This is a genomic window from uncultured Clostridium sp. (genome assembly GCF_947036855.1).
Classification (GTDB): domain Bacteria; phylum Bacillota; class Clostridia; order Clostridiales; family Clostridiaceae; genus Sarcina.
On record NZ_CAMQRY010000021.1, the window covers coordinates 1 to 23,508 of the forward strand.

The window sequence follows — 23,508 nt, forward strand, 5'->3', positions numbered from 1 at the left end:
ATAAAAAGAATTGCTGGTTTACTTAATTTCTTCTGTTTAATTTTCAAAGACCTTGTCGTTTTGCCGACTTCTATATATTAACATCGCTTCAATGTTCTGTCAATACTTTTTTTCAAATTGTTTTTCACAATTTAGTGAAGCGCCTCTCGACTTAAATAAGTGTACCATTTACATCCTATTCTCAAACTTTATACCATTTTAATTTAATTAATAAAACTACTATTTTTCTCTTTTTTTTAGCTATTTGCTAACTTTTTCTTTCTACGATACTCTAGGCTATGTTTCTTTTTAATACTATTAATAAATAGCCTGTCTACTCATCTTTGAGCATAAAAAAGAGTTTTAGAAGTAAGCTTTTCATGCTTTTTCTAAAACTCTTTTACTATTTATATATATTATTTTAAATCTCTTACTAATTCTTTAAACTTTTCCCCTCTAATCATAAAGTTTTTAAACATATCAAAACTTGCACAAGCTGGAGATAATGTAACCTTATCACCGTCTTTAGAAATTTCTTTTGCTTTAAGAACTGCTTCTTCTAATGAATCAACTATATATCTTTCAACTTTTATTCCTTTTTCATCTTCAAGTTTCTTAAATACGTCATCTATTTTATTTTTTGTTAATCCAAATAATATTATAGCTTTTATTTTTTTATGCCCCTCTTCTGCTAATGGCTCAAATGGAATATTCTTATCATATCCCCCGGCTAAAATTATAACTGGTTTATCAAATGCCATAAGACCTGCTACTGTTCTAGTTGGACTTGATGCTATTGAATCATTATAATATGAAACTCCATCAAATTCTCTTACAAACTCACATCTATGTTCAACTCCACCAAATGTTTTTGCAACACTTGCCATTGTTTCAATTTTAACATCATCTTTAACTGCTAAAAATGCTGCTAAGTAATTTTCTACATTATGCATACCTTTAATTATTATATCTTCTTTATTACATATAAATTTATCTTCTATATATAATTTACCATCTTTATAGTAGGCATCTTCATTTTCTGTTTTTAGTGAACTAAATTTATAAGTTTTTCCTTTAGCTTCTTTATATAAGTCCTTTGTTATATCATTTTCATCATTTATTATTAGTATTCCATTTTTATCTTGATATTTAAATACATTCTTCTTAGCATCTATGTATTCTTGCATTCCATGATGCATATCTAAATGATTCGGTGTTATATTTGTAACTATAGCTATATCCGTTAAACATTCCATAGTCATAAGTTGAAAGCTTGATAATTCTAAAACTACCATATCACTTTCTTCAACTTCTTCTATTTGTGTAAATAAAGGAGTTCCTATATTTCCACCAACCCATGTTTTATATCCATCTGCTTTTAAAAGTTCTGATATTATTGTTGTTGTTGTTGTTTTCCCATCACTTCCTGTTACTGCAAAAACTTTTCCTTTAACATATCTTACAAACTCTTCAATTTCTGATGTTATATATGCACCCTCTTCTTTAACTCTAACTAATGCATCACAATCAATTCTCATTGATGGTGTTTTAAATACAACCTCAAATCCTGTTAATCTGTCTAAATAATTTTCTCCAAGCTCAAGTTTTACTCCCTTTGATTTAAAATCAGCAATTAAATCTCCAAAATCATCTGCTTCTCTCATATCAAATCCTGTAACATTTGCACCAAGCTTTACTAAAAAGTTAATTATCGGTATATTACTTACCCCCATACCTACTACTGCAACTTTTTTACCTTTTATAAAATCTTTAAACTCTTTAAAATCCTTTTTCATTATTATATCCTCCTAAGCGAGCTATCTCTTTATTCTTATTTCATAATACTGTCCATTTTTACCTATAATTATAACACTAGCAAATAACTTATTCTATAATTAGTGTTTTATTTATAAATGAATTAAGGTTATTTAAACCTCGTCTAAATAACCTTTTTTTCTTATATACTTATTAAATTTTCTTGCAAAGCTTTTCCAAAGATCCTACTAAATCCTATATCTAAATCCATTCTATTTTCTAACAAAGTGTTAAATGTGTATTTCACCCATACATCTGGTACATACCCTTTGCTTACACAAATTTCTTCAAACTTATCCCATGTTTCTATTTCATTATGTGATAAGTAATATGTGTATCCACTTACATAAGCTGTGTATACCTGCTCACTTTTTAGATATCCTGTCTTCGATAGTAATGTTTTAAAATTGTTCCAAAACCCTTCGGAATTCATAGCTATCCTCCTGTTTATTATTTCTCATATGCTTTACTTTCTGTCTTCTTTATCATCTTATGTTAGAAACAAAAAAAATACCCCTTTTATAAGAGGTATTAATTATTTTATTTTATTTTTCATCCCATATTGGTGGCATATCATTTTTATGAGCATTTCTCATTTCTTTTCCTTTTATCATCTCATATGTTTCTTTTGAAATATTTTTTCCACCTGTTGTAATATAATCATCTATCTCACTATATTTTACACCCATCTCATCTTCATCTGTTTGACCTTCCCAAAGACCTGCTGATGGAGCTTTATTTATTATGCTATCTGGAACACCTAAATATCTTGCCATTATTCTAACTTCAGTTTTTGTTAAATTACCGATTGGGTTAAAATCATGTCCTCCATCCCCCCATTTTGTTGAGTATCCTACAGTTCTTTCTGATAAATTCCCTGTTCCACCAACTAAATATCCAATACTTTGACCTATTGAGTATAATGTTGTCATTCTTACTCTTGGTCTTATATTACTAAGAGCTAAACCTTTAAACTCTATATTTATTCCTTTACTTGTAACTGCTGACTCACTTAAAGTTTGCTCAAGCATATCTACTGTTTTTGTTATATCAACTGTTGTATAGTCAATATTGAATCTCTCTATAAGTTCCATAGCATGATTTATATCCTTTGTTCTATTCATACTCTCACCATATGGCATCATAACTAAAAGTATATTAACTCCTGCCTTGTGGCATAATGCACTAACAAGTGAGCAATCTATTCCACCACTCATTCCAAATACAACACCATTAGCCTTAGTCTTCTTAACTGTTTCTTTTATAAAACCTGCTATTTTTTCTGAATACTGTGCTACATTTTCCTCTGTCACTAAAAAATTCTTATCCATAATACTTTCGCTATCTAATTTTATTTAGATAACTCCCCTCCTTTGTATAATTTATTTATTTTTATATATTCTAAAATATCAAAATCAATATAATTTTGTATATTTTTATCTAAATAAAGATTCCTTCTAATATAAGTCGAACTTACGAGCTTGTAAGATGTGTTTCTAAGTATTATAAATTTATCCTTATATATATTTAGAAGTTCATCTTCACTTATAAGTTTTCCTACATCATCATTCTCTCTTTCAATTACAATAAAATAGAATTCTTCTAATAACTCCCTTGGATTTTTCCAAGTACTAAACTCTTTGACATTATCAGTTCCCATAACAAATGCTAAATCATTTTTATACTGACTTTTTAAAATTCTAAGACTTTCTATTGTATATAATCTTTCACTAGCTTCTATTTCAAGTTTATTTATATCTATATCTAGAGAATCTTTTTTTAATTTCTTTAAAATAATCTTAAGCATCTCATATCTATAATTTGCAGAAATTAATGATTTCTTCTTATAATTATCTCCAACAGGTAGATATACAAGATGCTCAACCTCTTCAAGTTTTAAAATATCTCTAGCTATATTTTCATGTGCCACAGTTGGAGGATTAAAACTCCCTCCGTATATTGCAGTTAATTTTTTATTCATCACCTTTTAGCCTTTCTATAAGAGTATCTTTCATAACCCATAATTTTTTTGATAAATCTACATAGTAATTATGTGGATTTTCAAATCTTAGGACTTCTCTCCATAGCTTTTGCACTTCTTTAATTGAATATTCTCTAATTTCCTTAAGACTTGGTGAATTATAAACAAGTTCTCCATTTTCAAATATAGGAACTTGTAATTCCTTTGTATAAAAATTCTTCAAAGTTTTCTTTTTCCAAGTATGCACTGGGTCAAATATTTTATATGGCTCTTCATCATTTATTGCTTCACTCGCTAAAGTAACAACATCTACTAAAGCCTTATCTGAATCTCTATCAAATAATCTATATACCTTTTTATATCCTGGATTTGAAACTTTCTCTGCATTCTCAGACAATTTAATTCTTGGAATAACTTTGCCATCTTGTTCTATAGCAACAAGTTTATAAACTCCACCAAATACTGGTTCTGATTTAGATGTTACAAGTCTTTCTCCAACACCAAATGCATCAATTTTAGCCCCTTGGCTAAGTAAGCTTGTAATTGTATATTCATCTAATGAATTTGATGCAACTATCTTACAATCCTCAAGCCCTGCTTTATCTAAAAGCTCTCTTGATTTTCTTGAAAGGTAAGCCATATCTCCACTATCAAGTCTTACTCCTTTTAATCTTTTACCCATTGGCTCTAAAACTTCCTTTGCTACTTTTATAGCATTAGGAATTCCACTACTTAAAACTGAATAAGTATCAACTAAAAGTGTACAACTATCTGGATAGTTCTTAGCATATGTTTTAAATGCTTCAAACTCTGTATCAAACAACTGAACCCAACTATGTGCCATAGTACCTGAAACTGGCATATCAAACAATTCTCCTGAAATAGCTGTTGCAGTCCCATGAACTCCACCAATAAATGCTGCTCTTGCTCCATAAATTGCTCCATCATATCCTTGTGCTCTTCTAGCTCCAAACTCTAAAACAGTTCTCCCACCAGCAGCTCTAACAATCCTATTTGCTTTTGTTGCAATTAAAGATTGATGATTTATAGTTAAAAGTATCATTGTTTCTATAAGCTGAGCTTCAATAATTGGTGCTTTAACTGTTAAAATTGGCTCATTTGGGAAAATTGGTGTCCCCTCTGGAATTGCATATATAGATCCACTAAACTTAAAGTTTAATAAATAATCTAAAAACTCTGCACTAAATATATCAAGCCCTCTTAAGTATTCAACATCTGATTCACTAAAACTAAGTTTACTTATATATTCTATAACCTGTTCAAGACCTGCCATTATAGCAAACCCACCATGCTCTGGTACTTTTCTAAAAAACATATCAAAATAAACTACTTTATCTTTTATTCCCTCATTAAAATAAGCATTACTCATAGTAAGCTCATAAAAATCCATTAACATAGCTAAATTTCTTTCTTCTTTTATATTAAACTTATTCAAAATTCCTACCTCCTGCCAACTTGTGGCTTCTTCCTATAATATATCTCTCACAATAATTGCCCCATTAGATTTCATCTCAAATAATGATGTTAAATTCCAATACTCTCTGTTATGAAAATCAGCATCAAAAGTTTCAACCATATTTACTGGTACTATTATCTTTTTCTCTAAATTCTTTTCATTAAAATAAGTTATAGTTGTTAAAACAAAATTCTTAACACATATATCTGTACAAACTCCAACTACTATATAATTATTTATTCCTTTATCATCTAAAATAGCTTTAATCCCACTAGCATGGAATCCATTTACACTATTCTTTTTAACAATACTTATATTCTTGTCATCTTTATCAAAAATTAATTCATCTATAATTTCTTCTTCAATTGTATTTTCAACACAATGCTTTGGATAGCATTTGAACTCCATTGCATCCTCAGTATGACTATCAACAAAAAACACTTTCTTATATCCATTAGTTTTTTCATTCAACTTCACTAAATCAGGTATAATATCTCCTACCTTTTCATTAGCAAGAGGTCCTTCATTATAAAACCCTTTAACCATATCAACAAAAATCACTACAGTATCTTCTTTTTTAAAATCACTAAGAGCTACTGCTGCTACACTATTTAAATCATTTTTCATAAAACTCAAAAATTTTTCCACAATACTTCACCTCATAAATTAAATATTTATAACCCCATCTATAATTGCTTCTTTTTTCAATCTAAATAATCTTGAAGGCCTATGAGCCCCCTCTTTTTTAGTTTCATCTGTCTCTTCAACAAGTCTGCTTACCCATCTTCTAAAGTTAGACTTTATAAGTACACGCCCAAGAAGAATCTCATAAACTTGCTGAAGCTCTGTTAAAGTAAATAACTTTGGTAATAAACTAAATGCAATAGCTGTATACTGAACTTTATTCTTCATTCTCTCTAATGCATAATCTATTATTTTTAAATGATCAAAAGATAAACCTTCACCGCTACTTGTAAGCTTATACTCATAATCAACCTCTCTATCAAAATCTCTAATCTTTATTTTCTCTATTAAATCATACTCAATCATAATGTCCTTCTCTTCACTAAAAAGAGAAACTTTATAATTATAATGAATTTCTTCACTTGATATTTTCTTTTTGCCCAAACTTTTTTTCTCAATAGAGAATAGTGCTACATCTCTATTTTCATCTGTAATTATATTATTACTACTAACAAGAGCCATATATGATGTAGAAATTATCCTTGTTCTTGGATCTCTATCAACATCACCCCATGTATATAACTGTTCAAAATACAAATTATCTATCCCAGTATCCTCTTTGAGTTTCCTCTCTACTCCATCTTTTAGACTTTCATTTATTTTTACAAAGCCTCCTGGAATTGACCATGTATCTATAAAAGGATGTTCTTCTCTCTTTACTAATAATATTTTAAGTTCTTTTTGCTTATTTTTTCTTTTGAGGGTGTCATTTTGCTTCTCACCAAGTGAAAAAAGCACCATATCTACAGTAACTGATGGTCTATCATAATTAGAAACATCATAACTTTCTAAAAACTCCTTTTCAGTAAGACCATTTTTATTATCTGATACTATCAAACTTTCACCTCCACTTATCATTACTTAGATAATATCTATTTGATAATATCTATACGATTATTATATTTAACTTATTCCAAGTGGTCAATAAATCAGAATTATTTTACACTATGTTAATTTTCTTAATACTTTATTTTCATTTAACTTCTCCTTCGTTTTATTAATATAAATGATTATCTTTTTATAAATATCTACGATAATTATAAAAATACTCAATTTAAATAAAGGAAAGACTTTCTGTAAAAATTACCATAGACTTATTCTATAAAAGTAGTTATAATCTATATTCTGTCCTAAAATTTAAATCCTAAATTGATAGAATATAATAAATTAAAATAAAAAAAGTTATCCACAGGTTAGATTTTAAAAATCTTCTGTGGATAACTTTTTTATTTATATATTTCTTAGAATTCTAAGCTTTTTGCAATATAAGCTTCTAAATCAGCAATTGCAACTCTCTCTTGTTCCATTGAATCTCTATGTCTGATTGTAACTGTATTATCTTCATATGTGTCATGGTCTATAGTAATACAGAAAGGTGTTCCAACCTCATCTTGTCTTCTATATCTCTTACCAATACTTCCAGCATCATCATAATCAATGTTGAACTTCTTAGAAAGATCAGCATAAACTTCTTCAGCTTTATCTCCAAGTTTCTTCATTAATGGAAGAATTGCAGCTTTATAAGGTGCAATAGCTGGGTGGAAGTGCATAACAACTCTGCTATCAGGGTTACCTTTAGCATCAAGTCCTAAATCTTCTTCCTCATAAGCATTCGCAAGGAAAGCAAGAGCAACTCTATCTGCTCCAAGTGATGGTTCAATAACATATGGAGTATAAATCTCATTTGTCATAGGATCTCTATAACTTAAATCTTTTCCTGAACTTTCTTGGTGTTTAGTTAAGTCATAGTCTGTTCTATCAGCTATTCCCCAAAGTTCTCCCCATCCAAATGGGAATAAGAATTCTATATCAGATGTAGCATTTGAATAGAAGCTTAACTCCTCTTCACCGTGATCTCTCATTCTGATTAACTCTTTATTCATTCCTAAGTTTAATAGGAAATCCCAACAGTATGTTTTCCAGAAGTTAAACCATTCAATATCAGTTCCTGGTTTACAGAAGAATTCAAGTTCCATTTGTTCAAATTCTCTAGTTCTGAAAGTAAAGTTTCCTGGTGTTATTTCATTTCTGAAAGATTTACCAATTTGACCTATACCAAAAGGTACTTTTTTTCTTGATGTTATTTGAACATTCTTAAAGTTAACAAAAATACCTTGAGCTGTTTCAGGTCTTAAATAAACCTCATTAGCACTCTCTTCTGTTATACCTTGGAATGTTTTAAACATTAAATTAAATTGTCTGATATCTGTGTAGTTTATTTTTCCACAGTTAGGACAAACAATATTATGCTCTAATATATAATCTTTTAATTCCTCATTAGTCCAACCATCAGCACAAGCAACCTCAGCTCCAAGTTCTGTCATTTTGTCCTCAACAAGTTTATCAGCTCTAAATCTTGATTTACATTCTTTACAATCCATTAAAGGATCTGAGAATCCACCAATATGTCCTGATGCCTTCCAAACTTCTGTATTCATAAGAATTGATGCATCAATTCCAACGTTACTCTTATGCTCTTGAATGAATTTCTTCCACCAAGCTTTCTTAACGTTATTCTTGAATTCTACTCCAAGTGGGCCGTAATCCCATGAGTTTGCAAGACCACCATATATATCTGATCCTGGGAATATAAATCCTCTACTTTTACATAAAGCAACTAATGTTTTCATTGTTAATTTTTCTGCCATTTCGTATCCCTCCAAATAAATATTTATATCATATATTAATAGTTAATATTTCTGAATTTCCTAAAAAGAAACTAAGAATTACTCACTCATAGATATCATTTAATATTATATAATCCTATAAACAGACTTTTATCTTTTACTAATTGAATAATTTTAGGTATAAAAAAAGCTCCTACTATTAAAGGGACGAAAGTTATTTCCGCGGTTCCACCCTTCTTAGCAAAAGCTCTACTCTAAAACGACGCACTCCAAAGTTCCTTTCATGTATATCTCTTTAAGAATTCACACCAATCATTCTCTCTCTCTAAAAGTTTAATATCATTACTTTTCTTCTTCAACATGCCTATTCAATTATATATACAATTTTATCAAAACTAACTCGTATGTCAACTATAAAATATAATTGTGTTTTAATTTTATTTGATTTTAAACAGCGAGTCTAGAATCGCCTCTATCAAATAACTCTAAAGTTGTTTTATAAAACAAAAAAACACCAACAATCTCGTTGATGCTGCCATTATAAAAAAATGGCTCCAGAAGTGGGATTTGAACCCACGACCTTTCGATTAACAGTCGACTGCTCCACCGCTGAGCTATTCCGGAACATTTATTACATATATTATTATATACGATATAAAACCATTTTGCAACTATTTTTTAAAACTTTTTTTAGTTTTTTTATTAAAGTAAAAAAGTATCATACAAATCATAAAAAATATAACTGCGAGCTTAACCTCCTCTCCCATAAAACAGTATATTGATATACCTAGAAAACATGATCCACTAAAGCCATACACTTCATTACCCATCTGCTCATCCTTTGTTTAATCTATGCACATAATCTAAACATCTTAAATATATTAAAGTAAACATAAATAAAATACTCTGATAAATTTTTATATAAATAAACACTAACTAAATCCTATAAAATCTTTTTCTACATAAAAAGTAATTAATTATTACCTTATTTTTTCAAAAAGTCTATAAGCAAAAAGAAATACTGCACCAGTTAAAATAGTTCCCATACTTGCAATCATATTTCCATCTAAAGCAAAAACTCCTGCTGTAATAAGGAAACATCCCACAATAATAATATTTACCTTCCTTCTTTTGTTTATTAACATAATTCCCGCTCCTTAAAAGAACTCCTAATATAATGTATGGTCATAAACTTTACTTTGTTACATAAAAAAAGCACAAAGTAAATTAATACTCTGTGCTTTCTATATATATAATTATTTTACTGGTTTCATTGTTGGGAATAATATAACGTCTCTGATTGATGTTGCATCAGTTAAGAACATTATCATTCTATCAACTCCAAATCCAAGTCCACCTGTTGGAGGCATACCTGTTTCAAGAGCACTCATGAATTCTTCATCGATCATATAAGCTTCATCATCTCCAAGCTCTCTTTCGTTAGCTTGTTGTTCAAATCTCTCTCTTTGAACAACAGGATCATTAAGCTCTGAGTAAGCATTACATACTTCTCTTCCATATATGAATCCTTCAAATCTTTCAGTAAACATTTCACTTCCTCTTTTTTTCTTAGTAAGAGGTGATATCTCTACTGGGTAATCTGTAATAAATGTTGGTTGAATTTGGTGCTCTTCAGCATACTCTTCAAATAACATATTTAAAACTTCACCTTTTGTTACGTATTTTAAGTCTTTAGGGAACTCTAGGTGTTTCTCTTTAGCTATAGCTTGAGCTTCTTCATTTGTAGTGATTTTATCAAAATCAATACCAGCATGCTCTCTTACAGCCTCAACCATAGTAATTCTTCTCCAAGGAGCTTTTAAGCTTATAGGAGTTCCTTGATACATAACTTCTGTTGTACCATTAATTTTTATACAAACATATTCAATTAACTCTTCCATAATTACCATCATATCATTGTAATCTGCATAAGCTTCATATAATTCTATCATTGTAAACTCAGGGTTATGTCTTACTGACATTCCTTCGTTTCTGAAGTTTTTACCCATGTCATAAACTTTTTCAAAACCAGCAACTATACATCTTTTAAGATATAACTCAGTAGCAATTCTTAAATACATATCGATATCTAAAGTATTATGGTGAGTCTTGAAAGGTCTAGCAGCAGCTCCACCAGCTATTGGTGCAAGTATTGGTGTTTCAACTTCTAAGAATCCTCTTTGGTCTAAATAACTTCTGATTTCTTTAAGAATTTGTGCTCTCTTTAAGAAAGTTTCTTTAACTTCTGGATTAGTTATGATATCAACTTCTCTTTGTCTATATCTGATATCTGGATCTTTAAGACCATTCCATTTTTCTGGAAGTGGCTTAAGAGCTTTACAAACTAATGTAACTTCACTTGGTTTAACTGAAATTTCACCTTTTTGTGTTATAGCAACTATTCCTTTAACAGCAACTATATCTCCTAAATCATAAGTCTTGTAAGCATTAAGAGTTTCCTCTCCTACTAAATCAAGTTTTATGAATAATTGCATTTTTCCATCTCTATCATGTATGTCTGAGAAAATTACTTTTCCTTGACCTCTTTTTGACATGATTCTTCCAGCAATAACAACTTCTGTACCTTCTAACTCATCAAAGTTTTTAATTATTTGACCTGATGTATGTGTTCTTTCTACTTTATAAACATCAAATGGGTCTTTTCCTTCAGCCTGTAAAGCAATAAGTTTTTCTCTTCTTAAAAGCTCTTGCTCACTTAATCCACTTTCTACATTATTAATATTTATTTCATCTGACATGTAGTATTCCAATAAAGAATTTATAAAATATAAATTCCTATTGGATTTCACCTCGCTTTCAAATTATAGTTTTTTATTTTTTCTGCTTTTGTATAAAATTAATTTAATATGCTAACAACTATCTTCTAATCCCTAGCACCTTATATTTAGCTAATACACCATTTGGTAAACTAGCTTCAACAATATCATCAACTTTATGACCCATTAAAGCTTCACCTACTGGTGATTCATTTGAAATTTTAGATTCCATAGGATTTGCTTCTGTTGAACCAACTATTGTATATTCTACTTCTTCATCAAATTCATAATCCATAACTTTTACAATAGACCCAACAGTTACAAACTCTGTTGAAATTTCACTCTCATCAACAACAACTGCATGATTAAGTGTATTTTCAAGTTGTGAAATTCTACCTTCGTTAAACGCTTGGTCATTCTTCGCTTCATCATACTCTGAGTTTTCACTTAAATCTCCGTATCCTAATGCAACTTTAATTTTTTCTGTAATTTCTTTTCTTCTAACTGTCTTTAAATGCTCTACTTCAGCTGTTAATTTCTTAAGACCTTCTTTAGTCATTAGATTTTTTTTCTGTTCTATCATATTTTTCTCCCCTTTGAATGTTAACTTTATAATATCATATTTAAAACTATTAATACATATTAGTCTATTAGATTTTAGCATATTTCCTAGTCTCTCATCATACATAAAATGAAAAAATACCCCTCTTTTTTTATCTATGTAGTAAAAAAACAAAGATTTTTTCATTTTAATTTGTCCTTATTTCTAAAAATTATTCTAAAATACTAAAATTACACATAGATACTTTTACAATAAATATATAATAACATTAAATATTATTCCTAATTTTCTTCTTTTATAACAAATTCTTTATATTCATTTAAAGTTTCAAAAATTTTCTGCGAATCATTTATAGTATTTAATCTATTTCTCATCTCAGCTGAATTTTTTATTCCTTTTAAATATCCAGTTGTATGTCTTCTCATTTCTCTAATTCCAATAGCCTCACCTTTATGCTCAATTGAAATTTCATGATGTCTTATACACATATCAATTCTTTCTGAGGCAGTTGGTATATATACTTCCTCACCTCTAAGTTTTTGTTCAATCTGCTTAAACAACCAAGGATTACCTATACTTCCTCTAGCAACCATTATTCCATCAACATTTGATATTTCTTTAACTCTTAAAGCATCTTCTGCTGTGAAAACATCCCCATTCCCTATAACAGGAACTGAAACTGATTCCTTAACTTCTCTTATTATATCCCAATTAGCTTCTCCTGTGTACATTTGCTCTCTAGTTCTTCCATGAATAGCTATTGCATCAACACCAGCAGCCTCTAAAACTTTAGCAAACTCTGGAGCAACTATTTGATCATTATGAAAACCAGTTCTTATCTTTACAGTTACAGGTTTATTTGCAACTTTCTTAACTGCTTTAACTATTTCATAAGCAAGTTTAGGATTCTTTAAAAGTGCAGACCCATCATCATTTTTTGTAACTTTAGGAGCTGGACACCCCATATTTATATCTATAATACAAATATCTTCTCTTGGATTAAAGTATTTTTCTGCTGCATATGCCATAATCTCTGGTTCATTACCAAACATCTGACAAGCAACTGGTTGTTCTTTCTCTGAGATTTTCATAAGTTCCTCAGTTTTTTCATTACCATGATACAATGCTCTTGAGCTAACCATTTCAGTATACACCATAGCACAACCCATCTCTTTACAAAGACCTCTAAATACTATATCTGTAACACCTGCCATTGGAGCTAAAAAAACATGTCCATTTGGCTCTACGTTTCCTATTTTCATTCCTTGTTACTCCTTATTTTTATCATAAAGAATTTTTAACCCTTCGAGTGTTAGTCTTGGTTCAACTTTATCTATGACATTCGTTTCTTTATATATTAAATTTGAAAGTCCACCTGTAGCAATAACGAATGGTACCTCTTCTCCAAGTTCTTTCATTTCTTCTTTTATTCTGTTAACTATATATTCAACCTGCCCAATATATCCATATATTATACCAGCTTGCATACTAGTTATTGTGTTTTTACAAATCACACTTTTAGGTTTTTCAAGTTCAACTCTTGGAAGCTTTGCAGCTCTCTCAAATAAAGCATCTGAAGATATTTTTATTCCAGGGCATATACTTCCCCCTAAATAATCTCCTTTAGCAGTTATAGCACAATAAGTTGTTGCTGTACCAAAATCAACAACTATTAATGACCGTTTATATGATTCATAAGCAGCAACAGCATTAACTATTCTGTCAGCTCCAACCTCTCTTGGATTATCATATTTAATATTGATTCCTGTCTTAATTCCTGGACCTATAACAAGTGCATCTTTCTTAAAACATTTTCTAACCATATTTTCAATAGAATGCATTATATTAGGAACAACTGAAGATATTATAATACCTTCTACATCATTTGTATTTAAATTGCTTTGGTTAAACAATTGTGTAACCTGAATAGCATATTCATCTGAAGTTTTTTTAGCGTCAGTAGATATTCTCCAACTCGCTATATAGTCATCATTTTTACTAATACCAAGTACAATATTAGTATTCCCAGCGTCAATTAACAGAATCATGTGTACACCACCTTAATATAATTAAAAGCAGCCGTGTGGCTGCTATAAAATACATTTAAACTCGTTAAATATACAAATATAATTTTATCAACAAATAAGTATTTGTCAACCTTTCACAAGCATTACACCATAAACTTACAAATAAAATTTAATCTTTATTCATAAATAAGCTACTAGCAAAAATATGCTAGTAGCTTATTTCTTAAAATAATCCTTCAATTTCTCCTGACTCACTAATATCCATTCTATTAGCTGCTGGAACTTTAGGAAGTCCTGGCATAGTCATTATATTTCCAGTTTGAACAACAACAAAACCTGCTCCATTCGAAACTCTAACTTCTTTAACAGTTATATCAAACCCTGTTGGTCTACCAAGAAGTGCTGGATTATCAGATAGTGAAGTTTGTGTTTTAGCAATACAAACAGGATATTTATCCATGCCAAACTTTTCTATATCAGCAATTTGTTTTAATGCCTCTGTAGTGTAATTAACATTATCTGCACCATAAATAGTTCTTGCTATTTTAAGCACTTTTTCTTTTATTGTTTCATCACTACTGTATATAGGCTCAAACTTTGACGGTTTTTCTTCCATAGTTTGAATTACCTTATTTGCAAGGTCAACTCCACCAAGTCCACCTTTTTCCCATACATCAGACTCTGCAACCATAACTCCTGTTTTCTCACAGAAACTTTTTACAAATTCAACTTCTTCTTTTGAATCAGTTATAAATTTATTAATTGCAACAACACAAGGCACTCCAAAGACTTCTATATTTTCAATTTGCTTTGAAAGATTCACAATACCTCTTTCAACAGCGTCAACATCAGGAACTGATAACATATCCCTCTTAACTCCACCATGATGCTTTAAAGCTCTTATAGTAGCAACTAAAACTACACAGCTTGGAGTAAGTCCTCCATATCTACATTTAATATCCATAAATTTTTCTGCACCAAGGTCTGCTCCAAATCCAGCTTCTGTTACAGCAATATCTGAAAGCTTTAGAGCCATTTTAGTAGCAACTAATGAATTACATCCATGTGCTATATTAGCAAAAGGTCCACCATGTATAATTGCAGGTGTATTTTCTAAAGTTTGAACAAGATTTGGTTTAATAGCATCCTTCATAAGAAGTGCCATAGCTCCCTCAACATCTAAATCTTTAGCAAAAATAGGCTCTCCCGCTAAATTATAAGCAACTAATATATTACCCATTCTAGCCTTTAAGTCTTTAATTCCATTTGCCATACAAAGAATAGCCATAACTTCTGATGCAACAGTTATAGTAAAACCATCTTCTCTTAAGAATCCATTTATCTTACCACCCATTCCAACAACAATACTTCTTAAAGCTCTATCATTCATATCGATAACTCTTTTAAAAACAATTCTTCTTGAATCTATAGCTAAATGATTTCCTTGGTGTATATGATTATCTATTGCTGCACTCAAAAGATTATTAGCAGAAGTTATAGCATGCATATCTCCTGTAAAATGTAGGTTTATATCCTCCATTGGCACAACCTGTGACATACCACCTCCAGCAGCACCACCTTTAATCCCAAAAACAGGTCCAAGAGATGGTTCTCTTAAAGCTATTATACACTTCTTACCTATGCTATTAAAAGCCTGACCAAGCCCAACCGTAACTGTTGATTTACCCTCACCAGCAGGAGTTGGATTTATAGCCGTTACAAGAACTAATTTACCATCTTTCTTGTCCTTATATTTATCAAAAACATCTAAGTTTATCTTACATTTATATTTTCCGTAAAGTTCCATATCCTCTTCTGAAAGACCTATCTTCTCCCCTATTTTCACAATGGGTTCCATTATTGCACTCTGTGCTATTTCTATATCAGTTTTCATTAAAAACACCCCTTTATACAAACTTCATTATCTATTATATAAATATTATATCTTCTTTTATTCTCAAATTAAAGATTTTTTTACGAATATTAACTCTTTTTTTTATTTAATTCTTCGTATTTGTATAAAAAAAGACCACCTATCTCTAGGTAGTCTATATTTTATGCTTCTGTATATATTCTTTCAAACTCAGTAGCATCAACTTTTTCTTTATCAATTAAAACATTTGCAACAGCATGTAATTTTGAAATATGCTCCCTTAAAATTGTCTCAGCAGTTTCATAAGCTTCATCAACTAAATTCTTAACCTCTTTATCAAGGATAGCACTTGTTTCTTCACTTATACTTCTTGACTTACCAATATCCCTTCCAAGGAATACCTCTCCACTATTATCTCCAAATGATATAGGTCCAACAGTATCACTCATTCCATACTGCATAACCATAGCCCTAGCAATTGCACTAACTCTATCAATATCATTTTTTGCTCCTGTACTAATATCATCAAGTATTATCATTTCAGCAAGTCTTCCACCAAGAAGCCCCACCATATCAGATTTAAGCTTTTTCTTAGATGTATAGCTTCTATCCTCTGTTGGAAGATTCATAGTGTAACCACCAGCCATACCTCTTGGAATAATACTTATTTCATGAACTGGGTCAGCATTAGGAAGTGATCTCATAACCACTGCATGACCTGCTTCATGATAAGCTGTAAGTTTTTTATCATACTCACTAATAACCTTACTTTTCTTTTCTGGACCAGCTATAACTCTTGTGATAGCCTCTTCCATATCATCCATATCAATTTTTTTCTTATCCTTTCTAACGGCTAAAAGTGCAGCCTCATTAGTAAGGTTTTCTATATCTGCTCCTGTAAATCCTGGTGTTCTCTTAGCAAGTACATTTAAATCAACAGTATCATCAAGAATTTTATTTCTAACATGAACATTTAAAATTTCTTTTCTACCTTCAACATCTGGTGCTGCAACAACTATCTGTCTATCAAATCTACCAGCTCTTAAAAGTGCTGGATCTAAAATATCTGGTCTATTAGTAGCTGCTATCATAATAATTCCTGCATTCTCTCCAAATCCATCCATCTCAACAAGAAGTTGATTTAAAGTTTGCTCTCTCTCATCATGTCCACCACCAAATCCTGCTCCTCTTTGTCTCCCCACAGCATCAATCTCATCTATAAAGATAATACACGGAGCATTTTTCTTTGCTTGTTCAAATAAACTTCTAACTCTAGAAGCTCCAACTCCAACAAACATCTCAACAAAATCAGAACCTGAAATACTAAAGAATGGAACTCCAGCCTCTCCAGAAACAGCTTTAGCTAAAAGTGTTTTACCAGTACCAGGAGGTCCAACTAAAAGAATCCCTTTAGGTATCCTAGCACCCATATCAATATATCGCTTCGGCTCTTTTAGAAAATCAACAACCTCTTCAAGGTCTTCCTTTTCCTCTTTAGCACCTGCAACATCTTTAAAATTAACATTTTGAGTATCTGGGTTTGCCATTTTAGCCTTATTTTGACCAAAACTCATAGCCCCTTTATTTCCTCCACCTTGTGATTGTTGTGTAAGCATAAAGAATATTGAAACTCCAACTACCATAACAATACCTGTTAAAATAATTTGAATCCACTGTGAATTATCACTTGCTGGCATATATTTTACAACAACACCCTCATTCTTATATTCAGACTGTAACTGTGTAAGTTCCTCTTGTGGTACATATACCTCAAAAGTTTCACCACCAGTTGTTTTATCTTTTAACTTTTCTTTACCCTGAATATTATTCCCACTTACATCAATACTTTGAACTTCATTATTAACCCACATAGTTTTAAACTGTGAATAAGTTATAGTATTCGTATTGTTATTACCTAAAAGTAAAAAATATGCTCCTAGTATAACAACTGATAATATAACTATCCAAGTAAGACCACTTGACATCTTTTTCATCTAGTATCCCCCTCTTAAACATCTCACTTTATTTTATTTTTTTTGATAAACTTCTCTTTTTAAAATACCTATGAAAGGTAAATTTCTATAGTTTTCTGCATAATCAATACCATACCCAACTATAAACTCATCTGGAACTTCAAATCCAACATACTTAGCTGAAATATCAACCTTTCTTCCTGCTTCTTTATTTAAAAGTGCAACAATATCAATACTTGCAGCCTTTCTAGCTTTTAAATATCCAAGTAAATAGTTAAGTGTATTTCCTGTATCAACTATATCCTCTACAATAAGTACATGTTTCCCCTCAATATTTGAGTCTAAATCTTTTAAAATTCTTACAATACCTGAACTTGTTGATGAATTTCCATAACTAGAAACTGACATAAAATCTAACTCACAAGGTATAGTTATTGCTCTAATAAGATCTGCTGCAAAAACAACTGACCCTTTTAAAATTCCAACAACTAAAAGTTCCTTCCCTGCATAATCAGTACTTATTCTAGCACCAATTTCTTTTATTTTGTCCCTTAAAACTTCCTCTGAATATAAAACCTCTTGAATGTCATTTTTAATATCTATCATAACGTCTATCCCTTCCTACTAAAACTTATTTTTAAAAGTTTTTTATTTTGTTTGCTAACTTTGAATAAATTACTATTCTTAACCCCTAGTACCCATGCAATATCACTATCAAATTCAATTATAGGTATTCTACCTCTTTCTTCCTTTGGTACTTTATCACCTATAAAAATATCTTTTAATTTTTTTGTTCCACTAAAACCAAATGGTACTATTTTATCACCATTTTCTCTTGTTCTTATAGTTATCTTTTCAATATCATCAAAACTAAAATATTTTTCATTTTGGCTACTAAAGTTAATTTTACCTAAATTTTCAATAATTTCAAAGTTAATATTGTAAAAATTAAAAATTATTTTTTTATTTGTACTACTAATTAGATTTGCCACATTTAATTCTATTAATTCATCACTTTCTAAATTTTCTATTATTTTTTTTCTAGCTATAACTATTTTTCCATACTCATTACTAGCAATAATATCATTAGTTAAATTAATTTGCTTTCCTGTTCCACCTTTTTGAAGGTTTATAACATCATAAACATGTTTAAGTTCAAAATTATTAAAAGCACCTGATACACTCATCATAGCTTTTCTTATAACTCTTGTGCTTATAGCTTCATCTTCTAAAAATAATTTTTCATCTATCACAAGCCTATCATTTTTCATAAAGCATAATTCATTATACTTTTCATCTACTATTTTGTTTATAAATGCTGAATCAACAGTAGCACTTTGAGATAACCTATTCAAAGTATTAATAATATCAGTATTAAAATTCTCTTTTATAAATGGTATGGCTCTAAGCCTTACCTTATTTCTAGAATATACTTCTTCTAAGTTTGTTTTATCAATTTTTGGATTTAAATTATTAACATCACAATAACCTTCTATTTCATCTCTTGTTAAAGAAAGTATAGGTCTAATATATAAATTATCCCTAACTGGTTTTATTCCAACGAGTCCTTCTATCCCAGTCCCTCTCATTATTCTCATGATAAGAGTTTCTGCTTGGTCATTTGCATTATGTGCAATTGCAATCTTATTGATTCCAATCTCACTTCTAATTTCATCAAAGAAATTATATCTTTCATCTCTACCAGCCATTTCAGTAGAAATTCCTTTTTCTTTAGCAATTTCTTCTACTGGTATCCTTTTTGCAAAAAACTTAATATCTAAACTTTTGCAAAGCTCACCTGCATAATTTTCATCAGCAATTGCATCCTCACCTCTTATAAGATGATTAACATGAGCAGCATAAATTTCTATATTTAATTCTTCTTTAAGACTGTGTAATAAATGCAATAAACAAACAGAATCTGGTCCACCTGAAAGGGCAACTAGAACTTTGTCGTTTTCTCTAATCATGGAGTTATTGTTGATATAATTTAATACTTTAGTATTCACGAACATTCACACTCCATTTTGTAAAATTTATAGTAATAATTATATTATACTACCACTTTATTGCAATTAACAAAAGAAAAATAGCTAATTATAGAGATAAAAATAAATATTCTCTATAATTAGCTACTTTAAAACAAATTATTTAATGTTATATAATTTAGAAACTATAACTGTCATATCATCCTTAGCCTTTCCATTATTAAATGCCTTAGCCGTATCTAATATCTTATTTGCTAAATCTTTAGAATTCCTCTCAGCACTCTTTTCAAGAAGTTCAATAAGCCATGAATTGTTCATATCTCCATTCTTAGTAACATCTAAAATACCATCACTTATAGTAACAATAAAATCTCCAGCCTTAAGTTTATACTCTTTTTCATCAATATCTAAATTATCTAAAACACCAAATGGTAAAGTTTTAGAATCCATAACTGTAATATTCGTTCCTCTTTTAATAAAACTCTCCACAGCTCCAACTTTCAAAAATTTAGTTGTCCCATCATATAAATTAATTTTCTGCATATCTAAAGTAGAAAATCTTTCTTCCTCTGAAAACTTTATATTCATAATAGTATTTATCGTATTAATTGCTGTTTTTTCACTAAAGCCACTTTCAGAAAACTTTTCAACCATTTCCACAGCCACCTTACTTTCTTCACTAGCCCTTGCACCACAACCCATGCCATCACAAAGTAAAACCATATGTTGTCCATCTTTTGTCTTACCAAAGCTATAAGAATCCCCAATATACTTTTCTCCATGCTTAGGTGATAATGCAACACTAGACTCTACATACAATTTAGGAGCGTCTTGAATATGAACTTCACACAGTCCTGTTTCTGCACTTATAATGCAATTACTAGCAATATACATCCTTCTTCCTAAAGCTTTATCAACAATCGGTACTAATTTTTTAACACAAAAATCACAGCCACTACAATTAGGCATATCTATTTTTATATTAAGCCTTCCATCTTTATCCGTATAAGCAATTAAATACTTAAATTTTATTTTCCCCTGCATAAATACTTTCTTTATCACTCTTTCAACTTCCAAATTTATTCTAACCTCTGAACTAAAATCTTCTAAAACTTCTGAAATCGTATTAGACATACTTCCTATATGACTTGAAATCATCTTTCTACCTTCTTTTAGCTTCTTCTTAAGCATTTCATCAGCTATATGTTTAGAAACAAGCTCCTCAGTTTCTCTAACTAATGCCCCTTCTTTTAAACATTTCTTACTTAAATAAGTAGGAAACTTACACTCCCCTTCCTCATATGACTGTATAAGGTCTTTAAAAGAACTATAAGTTTCATGCATCTCTCTTTTCCAACAAGTATTTTTATAATCACACTTTCTACAAACTCTATCAGCTAAACTATCAACAAGTTCATCACCTTTATCTTGATATACAAGTTTATCATTCTCAACCATATTATCAAGAGTTCCACTCATAGCTGAAAGAACACCAGTAAACTCTGATAATCTTCCCATAAGCTCACCCTTCATCTTTTCAAAATGTTTTTCACAATCAACTTCACTTTTATCAACACTATCAAACTCTACCCTTACCTTTTCAATAATATTCTTTGGAATAAGCATACATAAACTACTACCTATAAAAACTTCTAAAAATATAAATACACTAAAATTTTTCATATAAACAGTAATACCTATAAAAGCTAAATTGAAAAGTATAAAATTAATAAACTTTCCTGTTTCTTTAAACATACTAACAACTAAAGAACATATTCCAAGAACAGTAACATAAAAATATAACTCACCTGTTATAAGTCCAAAAACAATACCAGCTACAATACCAGATGTTATTCCCAAATTTCCTCTACCTATATAACTAAAAATAAAAACCATCATAAATATCAAAATATTTTTAATTTCGACATCAAATAAATTTATATTTCCAATACCAACTAAAACTAAAGATAAGAAAATTTCTATACTTATAATTTCATCATTTCCAATATATTTTTCAAACTTTAAATCCTTAACACAACTATATCCAAACGATATCAAATAATATAATGGTAGAAAAATAAATACTGATATCCCTGCTACTATTAAAGCTCTCACAATATCACTTTTTAAAATAAATATACCATTTAAAAATATAATTAAACTAATAGAAGCTAAATTTATCCCCAGCTTAACATTAGCTCTTTTTTTCTTAAAAACACTACTTAACATAACAATCAAAATAGAAGATATTACAAAAACAGGTATTTCACTTAATTTGTTAGACATACTAACATAACCAATTACAACTCCTGCAAGCGCTATAATCCCATCTTTTAAACTATTTTTTGCTACAACCATAACATACAAAACCCCAAAAGGTGCTATACTCTCCATAAACCCAAGATTAACATTAAAATAAACTCTGCTCAGCAGAACCCCAATTACTGCTATCATTACAAATTTTATATAATTTTCTTCATTTGCTACTTCTATATTATTTTTTTTAATATTTTTATCTCTTACATAGTTTTTAACATTAACCCCATACTGCATAATATCCCCCTATAAACATCTATATAAATACTATTTTTTTATCTTTATATCCGAATTATAGCAAGATAACTTAAATAGCTATGTCAAATTTTTGGAGTTTATTCATACAATCGCAAGACAAATAATATACAAATAACTTTTAAATCTACATTTTTTTATTTTTTATTCCACCAAACTCACATAAACATCATAAAATTTAAGCATTATATGGTATTTTATGTTTTTATTTAGCAAATTATTTTTTTGAAAATTTCTTCTAGTTAATCCTATTTAAATTTAAAAATCTATGCTATTATACCTTTTATATAGAATTGTAAAAGGAGGGATAAATTTGAAATATATAAACTTTTTAGATTGGAAATTACAATTCGAAGAGGATTATAGATTATTTAAAAATGAAAATGAATTTATATTATTAAATAATCTCAACGATACTATTTTAATTGGAAAATTGACAGACGAAAAATTTCTCAGAATAACAAATTTATTTTTTGATGTGGAACTTGAGATTGGAGATAAGGTATTAACTATTCTTTCAAAGCAAGATAAAAATCTTATAGTTACAAATTTTTCTGATACCATAATATTCGATAATGAAACGTCAGAAGACAATCAAATTTCTTAATTTTGGGCAATAAAAAAAAAGCAATCTATAAAGATTGCTTTTTTGGTGCCGAAGACCGGAATCGAACCGGTACGGTGTATAACCACCGCAGGATTTTAAGTCCTGTGCGTCTGCCAGTTCCGCCACTTCGGCAGGACTTATGGTAGCGGGGGCAGGACTCGAACCTACGACCTTTGGGTTATGAGCCCAACGAGCTGCCAACTGCTCCACCCCGCGTCAATATTGAATTTTGTTATGTGCTAAAAAAAATGGTGCCGAAGACCGGAATCGAACCGGTACGGTGTATAACCACCGCAGGATTTTAAGTCCTGTGCGTCTGCCAGTTCCGCCACTTCGGCAGGACTTATGGTAGCGGGGGCAGGACTCGAACCTACGACCTTTGGGTTATGAGCCCAACGAGCTGCCAACTGCTCCACCCCGCGTCAATATTGAATTTTGTTATGTGCTAAAAAAAATGGTGCCGAAGACCGGAATCGAACCGGTACGGTGTATAACCACCGCAGGATT

The 23,508-nt window shown here is 30.1% G+C and carries 19 protein-coding genes, 5 tRNA genes and 1 other annotated feature; of the genes, 1 reads left to right on the forward strand and 23 read right to left on the reverse strand.

Annotated features, from left to right (window positions below; genetic code table 11):
• Nucleotides 1–395 precede the first annotated feature (395 nt).
• The 19 genes from murD to spoIIE all read right to left on the reverse strand — a co-directional run bounded on the left by murD (nt 396) and on the right by spoIIE (nt 22,376).
• A complete protein-coding gene (murD, locus tag Q0V15_RS04015) occupies nt 396–1,775 on the reverse strand; it encodes a UDP-N-acetylmuramoyl-L-alanine--D-glutamate ligase (protein ID WP_297436245.1) in 1,380 nt (459 codons plus the stop codon).
• A gap of 161 nt (nt 1,776–1,936) precedes the next feature.
• Nucleotides 1,937–2,227 (reverse strand): hypothetical protein, encoded by a 291-nt coding sequence (locus tag Q0V15_RS04020; RefSeq protein ID WP_297436247.1) that lies wholly within the window; start codon nt 2,225–2,227, stop codon nt 1,937–1,939.
• 112 nt (nt 2,228–2,339) lie between these two features.
• A complete protein-coding gene (nadE, locus tag Q0V15_RS04025; RefSeq protein WP_297436249.1) occupies nt 2,340–3,125 on the reverse strand; it encodes an NAD(+) synthase in 786 nt (261 codons plus the stop codon).
• 20 nt (nt 3,126–3,145) lie between these two features.
• Nucleotides 3,146–3,775 carry a nicotinate (nicotinamide) nucleotide adenylyltransferase gene (nadD, locus tag Q0V15_RS04030; protein WP_297436251.1) on the reverse strand — a complete coding sequence of 210 codons (630 nt, stop codon included), beginning with the start codon at nt 3,773–3,775 and terminating at the stop codon, nt 3,146–3,148.
• The gene (locus tag Q0V15_RS04035) at nt 3,768–5,234 is read right to left on the reverse strand and encodes a nicotinate phosphoribosyltransferase (RefSeq protein ID WP_297436277.1); all 1,467 of its coding nucleotides are present in this window, start codon (nt 5,232–5,234) and stop codon (nt 3,768–3,770) included. Before Q0V15_RS04035 ends, nadD begins: the two co-directional genes overlap by 8 nt.
• 30 nt (nt 5,235–5,264) lie before the next feature.
• Nucleotides 5,265–5,879 carry an isochorismatase family cysteine hydrolase gene (locus tag Q0V15_RS04040; RefSeq protein ID WP_297436253.1) on the reverse strand — a complete coding sequence of 205 codons (615 nt, stop codon included), beginning with the start codon at nt 5,877–5,879 and terminating at the stop codon, nt 5,265–5,267.
• Nucleotides 5,880–5,918: 39 nt separating this feature from the next.
• Nucleotides 5,919–6,833 (reverse strand): NrtR DNA-binding winged helix domain-containing protein, encoded by a 915-nt coding sequence (locus Q0V15_RS04045; RefSeq protein WP_297436255.1) that lies wholly within the window; start codon nt 6,831–6,833, stop codon nt 5,919–5,921.
• A 404-nt stretch (nt 6,834–7,237) separates the two neighbouring features.
• The gene (locus Q0V15_RS04050) at nt 7,238–8,644 is read right to left on the reverse strand and encodes a glycine--tRNA ligase (protein WP_297436257.1); all 1,407 of its coding nucleotides are present in this window, start codon (nt 8,642–8,644) and stop codon (nt 7,238–7,240) included.
• 179 nt (nt 8,645–8,823) lie between these two features.
• Nucleotides 8,824–8,991 (reverse strand) — a binding site (T-box leader).
• A 181-nt stretch (nt 8,992–9,172) separates the two neighbouring features.
• Nucleotides 9,173–9,247 (reverse strand) — tRNA-Asn (locus tag Q0V15_RS04055).
• Nucleotides 9,248–9,603: 356 nt separating this feature from the next.
• Entirely contained in the window at nt 9,604–9,768 is a 165-nt protein-coding gene (locus Q0V15_RS04060; protein ID WP_297436258.1) for a hypothetical protein, read from the reverse strand.
• A gap of 111 nt (nt 9,769–9,879) precedes the next feature.
• Nucleotides 9,880–11,382, reverse strand: coding sequence for a lysine--tRNA ligase (gene lysS / locus Q0V15_RS04065; protein ID WP_297436260.1), 1,503 nt, complete (start codon nt 11,380–11,382; stop codon nt 9,880–9,882).
• A gap of 118 nt (nt 11,383–11,500) precedes the next feature.
• On the reverse strand, nt 11,501–11,983 hold the full coding sequence (gene greA / locus Q0V15_RS04070; protein WP_297436262.1) for a transcription elongation factor GreA: 483 nt from the start codon (nt 11,981–11,983) through the stop codon (nt 11,501–11,503).
• Nucleotides 11,984–12,243: 260 nt separating this feature from the next.
• Nucleotides 12,244–13,224, reverse strand: a complete 981-nt coding sequence (gene dusB, locus Q0V15_RS04075) for a tRNA dihydrouridine synthase DusB (RefSeq protein WP_297436265.1) — start codon at nt 13,222–13,224, stop codon at nt 12,244–12,246.
• A 6-nt stretch (nt 13,225–13,230) separates the two neighbouring features.
• Nucleotides 13,231–14,010, reverse strand: a complete 780-nt coding sequence (locus Q0V15_RS04080; RefSeq protein ID WP_297436266.1) for a type III pantothenate kinase — start codon at nt 14,008–14,010, stop codon at nt 13,231–13,233.
• A gap of 202 nt (nt 14,011–14,212) precedes the next feature.
• On the reverse strand, nt 14,213–15,883 hold the full coding sequence (locus Q0V15_RS04085) for a formate--tetrahydrofolate ligase (RefSeq protein ID WP_297436268.1): 1,671 nt from the start codon (nt 15,881–15,883) through the stop codon (nt 14,213–14,215).
• A gap of 161 nt (nt 15,884–16,044) precedes the next feature.
• Nucleotides 16,045–17,856, reverse strand: a complete 1,812-nt coding sequence (gene ftsH / locus Q0V15_RS04090; protein ID WP_297436270.1) for an ATP-dependent zinc metalloprotease FtsH — start codon at nt 17,854–17,856, stop codon at nt 16,045–16,047.
• A gap of 33 nt (nt 17,857–17,889) precedes the next feature.
• Nucleotides 17,890–18,432 carry a hypoxanthine phosphoribosyltransferase gene (hpt, locus tag Q0V15_RS04095; protein ID WP_297436279.1) on the reverse strand — a complete coding sequence of 181 codons (543 nt, stop codon included), beginning with the start codon at nt 18,430–18,432 and terminating at the stop codon, nt 17,890–17,892.
• 14 nt (nt 18,433–18,446) lie between these two features.
• The gene (gene tilS, locus Q0V15_RS04100) at nt 18,447–19,844 is read right to left on the reverse strand and encodes a tRNA lysidine(34) synthetase TilS (protein ID WP_297436281.1); all 1,398 of its coding nucleotides are present in this window, start codon (nt 19,842–19,844) and stop codon (nt 18,447–18,449) included.
• Between the two features lie 138 nt (nt 19,845–19,982).
• On the reverse strand, nt 19,983–22,376 hold the full coding sequence (gene spoIIE, locus Q0V15_RS04105) for a stage II sporulation protein E (protein WP_297436273.1): 2,394 nt from the start codon (nt 22,374–22,376) through the stop codon (nt 19,983–19,985).
• Nucleotides 22,377–22,707: 331 nt separating this feature from the next.
• On the opposite strand from spoIIE, the gene Q0V15_RS04110 reads away from it, so the two are divergent.
• Nucleotides 22,708–23,001, forward strand: a complete 294-nt coding sequence (locus tag Q0V15_RS04110) for a hypothetical protein (protein WP_297436275.1) — start codon at nt 22,708–22,710, stop codon at nt 22,999–23,001.
• A 43-nt stretch (nt 23,002–23,044) separates the two neighbouring features.
• On the opposite strand, the gene Q0V15_RS04115 is transcribed toward Q0V15_RS04110, so the two are convergent.
• The 4 genes from Q0V15_RS04115 to Q0V15_RS04130 all read right to left on the reverse strand — a co-directional run bounded on the left by Q0V15_RS04115 (nt 23,045) and on the right by Q0V15_RS04130 (nt 23,423).
• A tRNA-Leu gene (locus Q0V15_RS04115) sits at nt 23,045–23,133 on the reverse strand.
• An 8-nt stretch (nt 23,134–23,141) separates the two neighbouring features.
• A tRNA-Met gene (locus Q0V15_RS04120) sits at nt 23,142–23,217 on the reverse strand.
• A gap of 33 nt (nt 23,218–23,250) precedes the next feature.
• Nucleotides 23,251–23,339 (reverse strand) — tRNA-Leu (locus Q0V15_RS04125).
• A gap of 8 nt (nt 23,340–23,347) precedes the next feature.
• Nucleotides 23,348–23,423, reverse strand: a tRNA-Met gene (locus Q0V15_RS04130).
• Nucleotides 23,424–23,508 lie beyond the last annotated feature (85 nt).